The sequence below is a fragment of the Escherichia sp. TC-EC600-tetX4 genome (genome assembly GCF_019356055.1).
Lineage (GTDB): Bacteria > Pseudomonadota > Gammaproteobacteria > Enterobacterales > Enterobacteriaceae.
The window spans coordinates 399276-413834 of the sequence record NZ_CP079924.1; the positions used below are offsets into that span (position 1 = coordinate 399276).

Consider the following 14559-nt stretch of genomic DNA (forward strand, 5'->3'; position numbering starts at 1 on the left):
CGTCCGCCGACGGTTGCAGGTTATTCGCGAAACTGACTGCGCGGCATAATATTGACCGTTTCGTGCAGCTCCGACCATACCAGCACCGCTTCTCCGCACTGTAGCTGGCGTTTGACGTCGGCGACTTTCTGTTCAAGTGTACGCTCATGTTCACCATAATCGGTGCCTTCACGTAACACAAAGCTTTCAATTAAATTTTCCAGCGTTTCGGGGGAGAGGTCTTGCCACGGAATCAACATGATTTCGCCTCCAGATACGTTGTTAACCAGTCAGGAATGCGTGACTCCAGCCACATTTGCGGATGAAGTAATGTACCGCCAATAAAGCCAACATGACCGCCATGTTCAGTCAGTTGATACTCCACCTGCGGGGGGAGACTTTCCGGTTTCGGGATCACCTGATGATCCATAAACGGATCGTCTTTGGCGTGAATAATCAGCGTCGGTTTGGCGATCCGGTTCAGCATCGGCATGGCGCTACACTGACGATAATAGTCGATAGCGTCGGCGTAGCCGTGAATTCTGGCGGTGATGAGATCGTCAAATTCACGGATGCGACGTACCGATTTTAACTGCGCGAGATTAATCGGCAGCGTTCCGGGGTAGGCTGCCAGCTTGCGCGCGGCATTGGCTTTTAACAGGTTCAGCAAGTAACGCTGATAAACGCGGGAAAAGCCCTTTTCCATATGATAGCTACAGGCTTCCAGCATAAACGGCGCAGAGACAATCACCGCCGCATCAACCGGGAGATCATTGCCTTCCTTTGCCAGCAAACAGGCCAGCATATTACCGCCGAGCGAATAGCCGACGGCAGCCGTTGGCGCATGACCAAATTCGCGTTGCAGCCAGCGTAAAAACCAACTGGCGTCTTCGGTTTCGCCCGAATGGTAAATGCGGTGCATACGGTTTGGTTCACCGCTGCATCCGCGAAAATGCATCACCACGCCCAGCCAGCCGCGCTTTTGCGCCGCCTCAACCAGACCGTGGGCGTAAGGGCTGTTGAGACTGCCTTCCAGCCCGTGAAACACCACCAGACGAGGTTTATGTTGCGCCTGTGCAGGGTTTTCACTCCACGCAAGATCGACAAAATCGCCGTCGGGCAACTCCAGCCGCTGCCAGTACGGGGTGAATTTCACCTGACGACGAAACAGACGCGGCAGCATGGTTTGCAGATGACAATTGCTAAAGCCGCGCATGGGGATGAATTCAGCACTGCTGCTGAATTCATTGGCATCGGTCGTCGTTATCTGCGCCATCAGTTGCTTTGGCCTTCCAGCAGCATCTGCTCAAGCTGCTCCTGGGCTTCCAGCCATGCCATTTCGCACTCTTCCAGGCCGGATTTGGCGCTGGCTTGCTGTTGCAGGCAGGCGGTCAACTCCGCTTTACGGCTCTGGTCATACAGTTCGCTGTCGCCGAGTTTCTCTTCCGCCTGCGCCAGTTGCGCGTTCAGCTTCTCCATCTCTTTTTCCAGACGGGCAATCTCTTTACGCAGTGGCTGGGTTTGCGCACGCAGCTCAGCTTCCCGACGCTTCTGATCTTTACGTGCCTGGGCGCTGTTCGCATTCTCTTTTGGCGCTTCGTCGGTCTGGTTTTCCTGCTTTTGTACGTCGCTCAACCACTGTTGATAATCTTCCAGATCGCCGTCGAACGGTTCGACTTTACGATCGTGAACCAGGTAGAGATCGTCAGTGGTGGAACGCAGCAAATGACGGTCGTGCGAAACGACAACCAGCGCGCCTTCAAACTCGATTAATGCTTCGGTGAGTGCCTGACGCATGTCGAGGTCAAGGTGGTTAGTCGGTTCGTCGAGCAGCAGCAGATTCGGCCGCTGCCAGACAATTAATGCCAGCACCAGGCGGGCTTTTTCCCCACCGGAGAAGCGGCGCGTTTCTTCGGTTACTTTATCGCCCTGGAAACCAAAGCCGCCGAGGTAGTCACGCAGTTTTTGTTCCAGCTCCTGCGGCGCTAAACGTGCCAGATGTTGAATAGGTGATTCGTCGGCGCGCAGGTATTCAAGTTGATGCTGGGCGAAGTAGCCGAGTTTGATCCCTTTCGCCAGACCAATTTCACCGCTGACTGGCGCAAGTTCACCGGCTAACAGTTTGATTAATGTCGATTTACCCGCGCCATTGCGGCCTAACAGACCAATACGCGAGCCGGGCACCAGGTTCAGTTTAATCGAGTCGAGAATAATGCGATCGCCATAGCCCGCGCTGACTTTTTCCATCTTCAGTAACGGATTTGGCAGGCTTTCCGGCGCGCGGAAGCTAAAGCGGAACGGGTTGTCGACGTGCGCGGGGGCAATTAGCTCCATACGCTCGAGCATCTTAATGCGGCTCTGGGCCTGCTTCGCTTTGGTGGCTTTGGCACGGAAACGGTCGATATAACTTTGCAGATGCGCTACGCGTTCCTGCTGGCTTTCGTACATCGCTTGTTGCTGCGCCAGACGGGTGGCGCGCTGTACTTCAAACGAACTGTAGTTGCCGGTGTACTCGAACATGCTTTGTTGTTCGATATGAATAATTTTATCGACGATCGGATCGAGGAAGTCGCGGTCGTGAGAGATCAGGATCAGCGTGCCCTGATAGCTCTTCAGCCATTTTTCCAGCCAGATAACGGCATCGAGATCGAGGTGGTTAGTCGGTTCGTCGAGCAGCAGCAAGTCTGAACGGCAAATCAGCGCCTGGGCAAGGTTAAGACGCATACGCCAGCCCCCGGAAAAATCACTTACCGGGCGCTCCAGTTGTTCATTGCTGAAACCGAGGCCGTGCAGCAGGCTGGCAGCACGGGAGCGAATACTCCATGCGTCAATAGCATCCAGCTTGCCATGAATGGTCGCAATGGCGTGCCCGTCGTTACGTTCGTTGGCGTCGTGTAGCTGCGCTTCTAGTTGACGATATTCACGGTCGCCGTCAATGACATATTCCAGCGCCGCTTGCGGTAACGCCGGCGTTTCCTGATTCACCCACGCCAGTTGCCAGCTTCCCGGAAAGGTGTAGCTGCCGCCGTCGGCGCTGATTTCATTTTTCAGCAATGCCAGCAGGGTAGATTTACCACAGCCGTTTTTACCCACCAGGCCGACTTTCTGCCCAGGGTTGATGGTGGCGGTGGCATTATCCAGCAGGACGCGCACGCCGCGACGAATTTGTAACGAGGAGAAAACAATCATAAGGTGCCGTATGTTCAGACTATGTTAACTTATCATTATGATAATGTAATGTATGGGCGAGCTGCCGCACCGGGCGCAATGGTAGCCCAAAACAGCGACTATACACAAAAACCATACCGGGAGGGGGATGATGTCTCAGCCAGCGAAAGTTTTGCTGCTGTATGCCCATCCGGAATCTCAGGACTCGGTGGCAAACCGGGTACTGCTTAAACCGGCCACGCAGCTCAGCAATGTTACCGTGCACGACCTTTACGCGCACTATCCCGATTTTTTTATTGATATCCCCCGTGAGCAGGCATTACTGCGCGAGCACGAGGTGATTGTCTTTCAGCATCCTCTTTATACCTATAGCTGCCCGGCGCTACTGAAAGAGTGGCTGGACCGGGTATTAAGTCGTGGTTTTGCCAGCGGGCCGGGAGGAAACCAACTGGCGGGAAAGTACTGGCGTAGCGTGATTACCACCGGCGAGCCGGAAAGTGCTTACCGTTATGACGCGCTGAATCGCTACCCGATGAGCGATGTGCTGCGCCCCTTTGAACTGGCGGCGGGCATGTGCCGGATGCATTGGTTAAGTCCCATCATTATTTACTGGGCGAGACGGCAAAGCGCACAGGAGCTGGCGAGCCACGCCAGAGCCTACGGTGACTGGCTGGCAAATCCGCTGTCTCCAGGAGGCCGCTGATGGAAGGTTCCGATTTTTTACTCGCAGGAGTGCTGTTTCTCTTCGCGGCGGTGGCTGCGGTGCCGCTGGCATCGCGGCTGGGTATTGGCGCTGTGTTGGGATATTTGCTGGCAGGGATTGCAATTGGCCCGTGGGGGCTGGGGTTTATTAGCGACGTCGATGAGATCCTCCACTTTTCGGAACTCGGCGTGGTATTCCTGATGTTTATCATCGGCCTTGAGTTGAATCCCTCCAAACTTTGGCAACTGCGGCGTTCGATTTTTGGCGTAGGCGCGGCACAGGTGCTGTTAAGCGCGGCGTTGCTGGCGGGATTATTGATGCTGACGGATTTCGCCTGGCAGGCGGCGGTGGTCGGTGGCATTGGCCTTGCGATGTCTTCAACTGCAATGGCGTTGCAATTGATGCGTGAGAAAGGGATGAATCGCAGCGAATCCGGCCAGCTCGGGTTTTCGGTTCTGCTGTTTCAGGATCTGGCAGTAATCCCAGCACTGGCGTTAGTGCCGTTGTTGGCGGGGTCGGCAGACGAACATTTCGACTGGATGAAGGTCGGCATGAAGGTGCTGGCGTTTGTCGGCATGCTGATTGGTGGGCGCTATTTACTGCGTCCGGTATTCCGCTTTATTGCAGCTTCTGGCGTGCGGGAAGTGTTCACCGCCGCGACGCTGCTGCTGGTGTTGGGTTCCGCATTGTTTATGGATGCGCTGGGGCTGTCGATGGCGCTCGGTACATTTATTGCGGGCGTGCTGCTGGCGGAAAGTGAATATCGCCATGAACTGGAAACGGCTATCGATCCCTTCAAAGGCTTGCTGCTCGGTTTGTTCTTTATCTCTGTCGGCATGTCACTCAACCTCGGGGTGCTTTATACCCATCTGTTGTGGGTAGTGATAAGCGTGGTTGTGCTGGTGGCGGTGAAAATTCTCGTGCTGTATCTGCTGGCGCGATTGTATGGCGTGCGTAGCTCAGAGCGGATGCAGTTTGCTGGCGTGTTGAGTCAGGGTGGTGAGTTTGCCTTTGTCCTCTTTTCTACCGCTTCTTCACAACGCTTATTCCAGGGCGACCAGATGGCGTTGTTGCTGGTGACGGTGACGCTTTCCATGATGACCACGCCGTTGCTGATGAAGCTGGTGGATAAATGGCTATCCCGCCAGTTTAACGGACCGGAAGAAGAAGACGAAAAACCGTGGGTCAACGATGATAAACCCCAGGTCATTGTCGTGGGCTTCGGGCGTTTTGGTCAGGTGATTGGTCGTTTGCTGATGGCAAATAAAATGCGCATTACCGTGCTGGAGCGGGATATCAGCGCCGTTAACCTGATGCGTAAATACGGCTACAAAGTTTATTACGGCGACGCCACGCAGGTCGATCTTTTACGTTCTGCGGGTGCAGAGGCCGCTGAGTCTATCGTCATTACCTGTAACGAGCCGGAAGACACCATGAAGCTGGTGGAAATATGCCAACAGCACTTTCCGCATTTGCATATTCTTGCGCGAGCGCGCGGACGTGTGGAAGCGCATGAGTTATTACAGGCAGGGGTGACGCAGTTTTCCCGTGAAACATTCTCCAGTGCGTTAGAGCTGGGGCGCAAGACGCTGGTCACGCTTGGCATGCATCCGCATCAGGCACAGCGAGCGCAACTGCATTTTCGCCGCCTGGATATGCGGATGCTGCGAGAGCTCATCCCAATGCATGCCGATACCGTACAAATTTCTCGCGCCAGGGAAGCCCGACGCGAACTGGAAGAGATTTTCCAGCGTGAAATGCAACAAGAACGACGCCAGCTGGACGGCTGGGATGAATTTGAGTAGAGGGTAAAGATGGCAATCCGAAAACGTTTTATTGCGGGCGCAAAATGCCCGGCCTGTCAGGCGCAGGATTCAATGGCGATGTGGCGCGAAAATAATATTGATATTGTTGAATGTGTTAAGTGCGGACATCAGATGCGAGAAGCAGACAAAGAAGCCCGCGATCACGTTCGCAAAGATGAGCAAGTGATCGGGATTTTTCATCCGGACTAGCGATATGCGCCGAGTTTTTTTAAGCTAGTGAGTACACGGCTGCAGAATTCCGCTACAATCTGCGCCACTATTCTTCCCATGCTCAGGAGATATCATGAAAGTAGCAAAAGACCTGGTGGTCAGCCTGGCCTATCAGGTACGTACAGAAGACGGTGTGTTGGTTGATGAGTCTCCGGTGAGTGCGCCGCTGGACTACCTGCATGGTCACGGTTCCCTGATCTCTGGCCTGGAAACGGCGCTGGAAGGTCATGAAGTTGGCGACAAATTTGATGTCGCTGTTGGCGCGAACGACGCTTACGGTCAGTACGACGAAAACCTGGTGCAACGTGTTCCTAAAGACGTATTTATGGGCGTTGATGAACTGCAGGTAGGTATGCGTTTCCTGGCTGAAACCGACCAGGGTCCGGTACCGGTTGAAATCACTGCGGTTGAAGACGATCACGTCGTGGTTGATGGTAACCACATGCTGGCCGGTCAGAACCTGAAATTCAACGTTGAAGTTGTGGCGATTCGCGAAGCGACTGAAGAAGAACTGGCTCATGGTCACGTTCACGGCGCGCACGATCACCACCACGATCACGACCACGACGGTTGCTGCGGCGGTCATGGCCACGATCACGGTCATGAACACGGTGGCGAAGGCTGCTGTGGCGGTAAAGGCAACGGCGGTTGCGGTTGCCACTAATACCGAAAAAGTGACAAAAAAGCGGGGAATCCCCGCTTTTTTTACGCCTCAATAATGTGGCGGTGGCGTTTCTTCAGCCTGCGACGCGATGTTCGACGGCTGGCTGGCTTTTAACTTCTCGGTCAGCAGACGCAGATGATCGCGCAGTTTCGCCATCTCCATTTCATGAGCGGTCACCGTGACGTTCAGTTCTTCAATGGTGATTTCCTGAAAAGCCAGTCGGCTCTCCAGCTCTGCCAGGCGTGCTTCCAATGATAAATCCTGCATGATTCACCTCTTTTGTCGAATGGTCGCCGCGGATTCTACTTAACTTTGCTGCCCGAGACAGCACTCATTTCGCGGTCATCGAAACTAATTTAAACAAAAAGAGTCTGAAAATAGATGATAATAGGGCGTGTCTGTATGTAGATTTGTTCGACAACGCTTTATAGTACCCTTCTGATAATAGTTAACCCTGGGGTGAGATGCCCCGATCCTGGAGATATGGATGAAATCACTGTTTAAAGTAACGCTGCTGGCGACCACAATGGCCGTTGCCCTGCATGCACCAATCACTTTTGCTGCTGAAGCTGCAAAACCTGCTACAGCTGCTGACAGCAAAGCAGCGTTCAAAAATGACGATCAGAAATCAGCTTATGCACTGGGTGCCTCGCTGGGTCGTTACATGGAAAACTCTCTAAAAGAACAAGAAAAACTGGGCATCAAACTGGATAAAGATCAGCTGATCGCTGGTGTTCAGGATGCATTTGCTGATAAGAGCAAACTCTCCGACCAAGAGATCGAACAGACTCTACAAGCATTCGAAGCTCGCGTGAAGTCTTCTGCTCAGGCGAAGATGGAAAAAGACGCGGCTGATAACGAAGCAAAAGGTAAAGAGTACCGCGAGAAATTTGCCAAAGAGAAAGGTGTGAAAACCTCTTCAACTGGTCTGGTTTATCAGGTAGTAGAAGCCGGTAAAGGCGAAGCACCGAAAGACAGCGATACTGTTGTAGTGAACTACAAAGGTACGCTGATCGACGGTAAAGAGTTCGACAACTCTTACACCCGTGGTGAACCGCTTTCTTTCCGTCTGGACGGTGTTATCCCGGGTTGGACAGAAGGTCTGAAGAACATCAAGAAAGGCGGTAAGATCAAACTGGTTATTCCACCAGAACTGGCTTACGGCAAAGCGGGTGTTCCGGGGATCCCACCGAATTCTACCCTGGTGTTTGACGTAGAGCTGCTGGATGTGAAACCAGCGCCGAAGGCTGATGCAAAGCCGGAAGCTGATGCGAAAGCCGCAGATTCTGCTAAAAAATAAGCATTAAGAACCGCCGCCTGACCAGGCGGCGGTTTTTTTATTACAGGCCGGATATAATTAGTGCTGGAAAGCGGAACCTCCGCTGTATTAATTTAGTTACCCGCATCATTAATGAGCCTGCCCTGAAAAGTTAACGACAGGCTCCTGAAAAGGAGTGTTTTTTTTCATGTCCAGGTCGCTTTTAACCAACGAAACCAGTGAGTTGGATTTACTGGATCAACGTCCTTTCGACCAGACCGATTTTGATATTCTGAAATCCTACGAAGCGGTGGTGGACGGGTTAGCGATGCTTATTGGCTCCCACTGTGAAATCGTTTTGCACTCTTTGCAGGATCTAAAATGTTCAGCCATTCGCATTGCTAACGGTGAACATACAGGCCGGAAGATTGGTTCGCCAATTACTGACCTGGCGCTACGTATGCTGCACGATATGACGGGAGCGGATAGCAGCGTTTCTAAATGCTACTTTACTCGCGCCAAAAGCGGCGTATTAATGAAGTCCCTGACTATCGCGATTCGTAACCGCGAACAGCGTGTAATTGGTCTGCTGTGCATCAATATGAATCTTGATGTTCCCTTCTCGCAGATTATGAGCACCTTTGTGCCGCCAGAAACCCCGGATGTCGGTTCAAGCGTCAACTTTGCCTCTTCTGTTGAAGATCTGGTTACCCAAACGCTGGAGTTCACCATCGAAGAAGTGAATGCCGATCGCAATGTTTCTAATAACGCCAAAAATCGTCAGATCGTGCTGAATCTCTACGAGAAAGGGATCTTCGATATTAAAGATGCGATCAACCAGGTTGCTGACCGCCTGAACATCTCCAAACACACTGTCTATCTCTACATCCGCCAGTTCAAGAGCGGTGATTTCCAGGGGCAAGATAAGTAATGCGTTTTGCCATCGTGGTGACCGGGCCAGCATACGGTACGCAACAGGCGAGTAGTGCTTTTCAGTTTGCGCAGGCGCTGATAGCAGATGGCCATGAGTTAAGCAGCGTCTTTTTCTATCGGGAAGGGGTCTATAACGCTAACCAATTGACCTCTCCGGCAAGTGACGAATTTGACCTCGTACGGGCCTGGCAACAACTGAATGCGCAACATGGTGTGGCGCTGAATATCTGCGTAGCGGCAGCATTACGCCGTGGCGTTGTTGATGAAACGGAGGCCGGAAGACTGGGGCTGGCTTCGTCAAACCTTCAGCAGGGATTTACCTTAAGCGGACTTGGGGCGCTGGCGGAAGCCTCGCTGACCTGTGACAGGGTGGTACAGTTCTGATGAAACGAATTGCGTTTGTTTTTTCTACTGCACCTCATGGTACAGCCGCAGGCCGGGAAGGTTTAGATGCTTTACTGGCAACTTCCGCATTAACTGACGATCTGGCTGTCTTCTTTATAGCTGATGGCGTTTTTCAGCTGCTGCCAGGACAAAAGCCCGATGCAGTGCTGGCGCGTGATTACATTGCCACTTTTAAATTGTTGGGTCTGTACGACATTGAACAGTGCTGGGTTTGTGCGGCTTCACTGCGCGAACGCGGGTTAGATCCGCAGACACCCTTTGTTGTCGAAGCCACGCCGCTCGAAGCAGATGCCTTACGCCGCGAACTCGCCAACTACGATGTTATTTTGAGGTTTTGAGGCGTTTATGCTGCACACATTACATCGCTCACCCTGGCTGACGGATTTTGCTGCGCTGCTGCGTCTGCTCAGTGAAGGAGACGAACTGCTATTATTGCAAGATGGCGTAACTGCCGCAGTTGACGGTAACCGCTACCTTGAAAGTCTGCGTAATGCCCCCATTAAGGTCTATGCCCTGAACGAAGACCTTATTGCCCGCGGTTTGACTGGTCAAATTTCGAACGACATCATTCTCATTGACTATACTGATTTCGTCAGACTTACGGTTAAGCACCCCAGCCAGATGGCCTGGTGATGGCGGGATCGTTGTATATTTCTTGACACCTTTTCGGCATCGCCCTAAAATTCGGCGTCCTCATATTGTGTGAGGACGTTTTATTACGTGTTTACGAAGCAAAAGCTAAAACCAGGAGCTATTTAATGGCAACAGTTAACCAGCTGGTACGCAAACCACGTGCTCGCAAAGTTGCGAAAAGCAACGTGCCTGCGCTGGAAGCATGCCCGCAAAAACGTGGCGTATGTACTCGTGTATATACTACCACTCCTAAAAAACCGAACTCCGCGCTGCGTAAAGTATGCCGTGTTCGTCTGACTAACGGTTTCGAAGTGACTTCCTACATCGGTGGTGAAGGTCACAACCTGCAGGAGCACTCCGTGATCCTGATCCGTGGCGGTCGTGTTAAAGACCTCCCGGGTGTTCGTTACCACACCGTACGTGGTGCGCTTGACTGCTCCGGCGTTAAAGACCGTAAGCAGGCTCGTTCCAAGTATGGCGTGAAGCGTCCTAAGGCTTAATGGTTCTCCGTTAAGTAAGGCCAAACGTTTTAACTTAAATGTCAAACTAAACTCGTAGAGTTTTGGACAATCCTGAATTAACAACGGAGTATTTCCATGCCACGTCGTCGCGTCATTGGTCAGCGTAAAATTCTGCCGGATCCGAAGTTCGGATCAGAACTGCTGGCTAAATTTGTAAATATCCTGATGGTAGATGGTAAAAAATCTACTGCTGAATCTATCGTATACAGCGCGCTGGAGACCCTGGCTCAGCGCTCTGGTAAATCTGAACTGGAAGCATTCGAAGTAGCTCTCGAAAACGTGCGCCCGACTGTAGAAGTTAAGTCTCGCCGCGTTGGTGGTTCTACTTATCAGGTACCAGTTGAAGTCCGTCCGGTTCGTCGTAATGCTCTGGCAATGCGTTGGATCGTTGAAGCTGCTCGTAAACGCGGTGATAAATCCATGGCTCTGCGCCTGGCGAACGAACTTTCTGATGCTGCAGAAAACAAAGGTACTGCAGTTAAGAAACGTGAAGACGTTCACCGTATGGCCGAAGCCAACAAGGCGTTCGCACACTACCGTTGGTTATCCCTTCGGAGTTTTAGTCACCAGGCGGGCGCTTCCAGTAAGCAGCCCGCTTTGGGCTACTTAAATTGAACGCCTAAAAGATAAACGAGGAAACAAATGGCTCGTACAACACCCATCGCACGCTACCGTAACATCGGTATCAGTGCGCACATCGACGCCGGTAAAACCACTACTACCGAACGTATTCTGTTCTACACCGGTGTAAACCATAAAATCGGTGAAGTTCATGACGGCGCTGCAACCATGGACTGGATGGAGCAGGAGCAGGAACGTGGTATTACCATCACTTCCGCTGCGACTACTGCATTCTGGTCTGGTATGGCTAAGCAGTATGAGCCGCATCGCATCAACATCATCGACACCCCGGGGCACGTTGACTTCACAATCGAAGTAGAACGTTCCATGCGTGTTCTCGATGGTGCGGTAATGGTTTACTGCGCAGTTGGTGGTGTTCAGCCGCAGTCTGAAACCGTATGGCGTCAGGCAAACAAATATAAAGTTCCGCGCATTGCGTTCGTTAACAAAATGGACCGCATGGGTGCGAACTTCCTGAAAGTTGTTAACCAGATCAAAACCCGTCTGGGCGCGAACCCGGTTCCGCTGCAGCTGGCGATTGGTGCTGAAGAACATTTCACCGGTGTTGTTGACCTGGTGAAAATGAAAGCTATCAACTGGAACGACGCTGACCAGGGCGTAACCTTCGAATACGAAGATATCCCGGCAGACATGGTTGAACTGGCTAACGAATGGCACCAGAACCTGATCGAATCCGCAGCTGAAGCTTCTGAAGAGCTGATGGAAAAATACCTGGGTGGTGAAGAACTGACTGAAGCAGAAATCAAAGGTGCTCTGCGTCAGCGCGTTCTGAACAACGAAATCATCCTGGTAACCTGTGGTTCTGCGTTCAAGAACAAAGGTGTTCAGGCGATGCTGGATGCGGTAATTGATTACCTGCCATCCCCGGTTGACGTACCTGCGATCAACGGTATCCTGGACGACGGTAAAGACACTCCGGCTGAACGTCACGCAAGTGATGACGAGCCGTTCTCTGCACTGGCGTTCAAAATCGCTACCGACCCGTTTGTTGGTAACCTGACCTTCTTCCGTGTTTACTCCGGTGTGGTTAACTCTGGTGATACCGTACTGAACTCCGTGAAAGCTGCACGTGAGCGTTTCGGTCGTATCGTTCAGATGCACGCTAACAAACGTGAAGAGATCAAAGAAGTTCGCGCGGGCGACATCGCTGCTGCTATCGGTCTGAAAGACGTAACCACTGGTGACACCCTGTGTGACCCGGATGCGCCGATCATTCTGGAACGTATGGAATTCCCTGAGCCGGTAATCTCCATCGCAGTTGAACCGAAAACCAAAGCTGACCAGGAAAAAATGGGTCTGGCTCTGGGCCGTCTGGCTAAAGAAGACCCGTCTTTCCGTGTATGGACTGACGAAGAATCTAACCAGACCATCATCGCGGGTATGGGCGAACTGCACCTCGACATCATCGTTGACCGTATGAAGCGTGAATTCAACGTTGAAGCGAACGTAGGTAAACCGCAGGTTGCTTACCGTGAAACTATCCGCCAGAAAGTTACCGATGTTGAAGGTAAACACGCGAAACAGTCTGGTGGTCGTGGTCAGTATGGTCATGTTGTTATCGACATGTACCCGCTGGAGCCGGGTTCAAACCCGAAAGGCTACGAGTTCATCAACGACATTAAAGGTGGTGTAATCCCTGGCGAATACATCCCGGCCGTTGATAAAGGTATCCAGGAACAGCTGAAAGCAGGTCCGCTGGCAGGCTACCCGGTAGTAGACATGGGTATTCGTCTGCACTTCGGTTCTTACCATGACGTTGACTCCTCTGAACTGGCGTTTAAACTGGCTGCTTCTATCGCCTTTAAAGAAGGCTTTAAGAAAGCGAAACCAGTTCTGCTTGAGCCGATCATGAAGGTTGAAGTAGAAACTCCGGAAGAGAACACCGGTGACGTTATCGGTGACTTGAGCCGTCGTCGTGGTATGCTCAAAGGTCAGGAATCTGAAGTTACTGGCGTTAAGATCCACGCTGAAGTACCGCTGTCTGAAATGTTCGGATACGCAACTCAGCTGCGTTCTCTGACCAAAGGTCGTGCATCATACACTATGGAATTCCTGAAGTATGATGAAGCGCCGAGTAACGTTGCTCAGGCCGTAATTGAAGCCCGTGGTAAATAAGCCTAAGGGTTAATACCAAAGTCCCGTGCTCTCTCCTGAAGGGGAGAGCACTATAGTAAGGAATATAGCCGTGTCTAAAGAAAAATTTGAACGTACAAAACCGCACGTTAACGTTGGTACTATCGGCCACGTTGACCACGGTAAAACTACTCTGACCGCTGCAATCACCACCGTACTGGCTAAAACCTACGGCGGTGCTGCTCGTGCATTCGACCAGATCGATAACGCGCCGGAAGAAAAAGCTCGTGGTATCACCATCAACACTTCTCACGTTGAATACGACACCCCGACCCGTCACTACGCACACGTAGACTGCCCGGGGCACGCCGACTATGTTAAAAACATGATCACCGGTGCTGCTCAGATGGACGGCGCGATCCTGGTAGTTGCTGCGACTGACGGCCCGATGCCGCAGACTCGTGAGCACATCCTGCTGGGTCGTCAGGTAGGCGTTCCGTACATCATCGTGTTCCTGAACAAATGCGACATGGTTGATGACGAAGAGCTGCTGGAACTGGTTGAAATGGAAGTTCGTGAACTTCTGTCTCAGTACGACTTCCCGGGCGACGACACTCCGATCGTTCGTGGTTCTGCTCTGAAAGCGCTGGAAGGCGACGCAGAGTGGGAAGCGAAAATCCTGGAACTGGCTGGCTTCCTGGATTCTTATATTCCGGAACCAGAGCGTGCGATTGACAAGCCGTTCCTGCTGCCGATCGAAGACGTATTCTCCATCTCCGGTCGTGGTACCGTTGTTACCGGTCGTGTAGAACGCGGTATCATCAAAGTTGGTGAAGAAGTTGAAATCGTTGGTATCAAAGAGACTCAGAAGTCTACCTGTACTGGCGTTGAAATGTTCCGCAAACTGCTGGACGAAGGCCGTGCTGGTGAGAACGTAGGTGTTCTGCTGCGTGGTATCAAACGTGAAGAAATCGAACGTGGTCAGGTACTGGCTAAGCCGGGCACCATCAAGCCGCACACCAAGTTCGAATCTGAAGTGTACATTCTGTCCAAAGATGAAGGCGGCCGTCATACTCCGTTCTTCAAAGGCTACCGTCCGCAGTTCTACTTCCGTACTACTGACGTGACTGGTACCATCGAACTGCCGGAAGGCGTAGAGATGGTAATGCCGGGCGACAACATCAAAATGGTTGTTACCCTGATCCACCCGATCGCGATGGACGACGGTCTGCGTTTCGCAATCCGTGAAGGCGGCCGTACCGTTGGCGCGGGCGTTGTTGCTAAAGTTCTGGGCTAATTACACGTTAATTAGTTTTGAATTGAAAAGGGCGCTTCGGCGCCCTTTTTGCATTTGTTGACGGCATATCTTATTCGTACTGTCAGAACGAATAAATTATTCATATTTAAAATATCAATTCAATTTAACATTTTAAATATGAATGTTTCTGTTTTTAAAATGCTTCATTTGTCAGGCTTTTTTCTTATTTTTAATGCCGTAATTTAATTCATATTGAAGGGTTCTCGTAAAACGTAAATAATTCCTG

At 51.8% G+C, this 14559-nt stretch carries 16 protein-coding genes and 1 pseudogene; 13 read left to right on the forward strand and 4 right to left on the reverse strand.

Annotated features, from left to right (window positions below; translation table 11 throughout):
* Nucleotides 1-20: 20 nt before the first annotated feature.
* Genes KXD89_RS01815 through KXD89_RS01825 form a run of 3 tightly spaced genes read right to left on the reverse strand, consistent with a single transcriptional unit; the run spans nt 21 to nt 3168 of the window.
* Nucleotides 21-239, reverse strand: a complete 219-nt coding sequence (locus KXD89_RS01815) for a YheU family protein (protein WP_000907085.1) — start codon at nt 237-239, stop codon at nt 21-23.
* A complete protein-coding gene (locus tag KXD89_RS01820) occupies nt 233-1255 on the reverse strand; it encodes a hydrolase (RefSeq protein WP_000057356.1) in 1023 nt (340 codons plus the stop codon). The genes KXD89_RS01815 and KXD89_RS01820 overlap by 7 nt, the downstream gene beginning before the upstream one ends.
* Nucleotides 1255-3168, reverse strand: coding sequence for an ABC transporter ATP-binding protein (locus tag KXD89_RS01825; RefSeq protein WP_000634798.1), 1914 nt, complete (start codon nt 3166-3168; stop codon nt 1255-1257). Before KXD89_RS01825 ends, KXD89_RS01820 begins: the two co-directional genes overlap by 1 nt.
* A 130-nt stretch (nt 3169-3298) precedes the next feature.
* Here KXD89_RS01825 and kefG point away from each other — a divergent pair, with 130 nt between their 5' ends.
* The 4 genes from kefG (at nt 3299) to slyD (ending at nt 6550) form a co-directional block, all read left to right on the forward strand.
* On the forward strand, nt 3299-3850 hold the full coding sequence (gene kefG / locus KXD89_RS01830) for a glutathione-regulated potassium-efflux system ancillary protein KefG (RefSeq protein WP_001297514.1): 552 nt from the start codon (nt 3299-3301) through the stop codon (nt 3848-3850).
* A complete protein-coding gene (gene kefB, locus KXD89_RS01835) occupies nt 3850-5655 on the forward strand; it encodes a glutathione-regulated potassium-efflux system protein KefB (RefSeq protein ID WP_000399147.1) in 1806 nt (601 codons plus the stop codon). The genes kefG and kefB overlap by 1 nt, the downstream gene beginning before the upstream one ends.
* Before the next feature lie 9 nt (nt 5656-5664).
* Nucleotides 5665-5865 carry a YheV family putative zinc ribbon protein gene (locus tag KXD89_RS01840; RefSeq protein ID WP_001007730.1) on the forward strand — a complete coding sequence of 67 codons (201 nt, stop codon included), beginning with the start codon at nt 5665-5667 and terminating at the stop codon, nt 5863-5865.
* A 94-nt stretch (nt 5866-5959) separates the two neighbouring features.
* Complete coding sequence (gene slyD / locus KXD89_RS01845; RefSeq protein ID WP_000861334.1) at nt 5960-6550, forward strand: peptidylprolyl isomerase; 591 nt, start codon at nt 5960-5962, stop codon at nt 6548-6550.
* 48 nt (nt 6551-6598) lie between these two features.
* Here slyD and KXD89_RS01850 read toward each other — a convergent pair whose 3' ends face one another.
* On the reverse strand, nt 6599-6817 hold the full coding sequence (locus tag KXD89_RS01850) for a protein SlyX (RefSeq protein WP_001153615.1): 219 nt from the start codon (nt 6815-6817) through the stop codon (nt 6599-6601).
* Between the two features lie 220 nt (nt 6818-7037).
* Here KXD89_RS01850 and fkpA point away from each other — a divergent pair, with 220 nt between their 5' ends.
* The 9 genes and pseudogenes from fkpA (at nt 7038) to tuf (ending at nt 14312) form a co-directional block, all read left to right on the forward strand.
* Nucleotides 7038-7850 (forward strand): FKBP-type peptidyl-prolyl cis-trans isomerase, encoded by an 813-nt coding sequence (gene fkpA / locus KXD89_RS01855; protein ID WP_000838250.1) that lies wholly within the window; start codon nt 7038-7040, stop codon nt 7848-7850.
* A 166-nt stretch (nt 7851-8016) separates the two neighbouring features.
* Nucleotides 8017-8739, forward strand: a complete 723-nt coding sequence (locus KXD89_RS01860; RefSeq protein WP_000091466.1) for a transcriptional regulator — start codon at nt 8017-8019, stop codon at nt 8737-8739.
* Nucleotides 8739-9125 (forward strand): sulfurtransferase complex subunit TusD, encoded by a 387-nt coding sequence (gene tusD / locus KXD89_RS01865; protein WP_001209680.1) that lies wholly within the window; start codon nt 8739-8741, stop codon nt 9123-9125. Before KXD89_RS01860 ends, tusD begins: the two co-directional genes overlap by 1 nt.
* Entirely contained in the window at nt 9125-9484 is a 360-nt protein-coding gene (gene tusC / locus KXD89_RS01870; protein WP_000820714.1) for a sulfurtransferase complex subunit TusC, read from the forward strand. The genes tusD and tusC overlap by 1 nt, the downstream gene beginning before the upstream one ends.
* A gap of 7 nt (nt 9485-9491) precedes the next feature.
* Nucleotides 9492-9779 (forward strand): sulfurtransferase complex subunit TusB, encoded by a 288-nt coding sequence (gene tusB / locus KXD89_RS01875; protein WP_000903373.1) that lies wholly within the window; start codon nt 9492-9494, stop codon nt 9777-9779.
* 125 nt (nt 9780-9904) lie between these two features.
* On the forward strand, nt 9905-10279 hold the full coding sequence (gene rpsL / locus KXD89_RS01880; protein WP_000246815.1) for a 30S ribosomal protein S12: 375 nt from the start codon (nt 9905-9907) through the stop codon (nt 10277-10279).
* 96 nt (nt 10280-10375) lie between these two features.
* Nucleotides 10376-10843: pseudogene (gene rpsG / locus KXD89_RS01885) on the forward strand (30S ribosomal protein S7); the annotation flags it as partial.
* Between the two features lie 99 nt (nt 10844-10942).
* A complete protein-coding gene (gene fusA, locus KXD89_RS01890) occupies nt 10943-13057 on the forward strand; it encodes an elongation factor G (RefSeq protein ID WP_000124700.1) in 2115 nt (704 codons plus the stop codon).
* Between the two features lie 70 nt (nt 13058-13127).
* Entirely contained in the window at nt 13128-14312 is a 1185-nt protein-coding gene (gene tuf, locus KXD89_RS01895) for an elongation factor Tu (protein WP_000031783.1), read from the forward strand.
* The last annotated feature ends 247 nt before the right edge of the window (nt 14313-14559 follow it).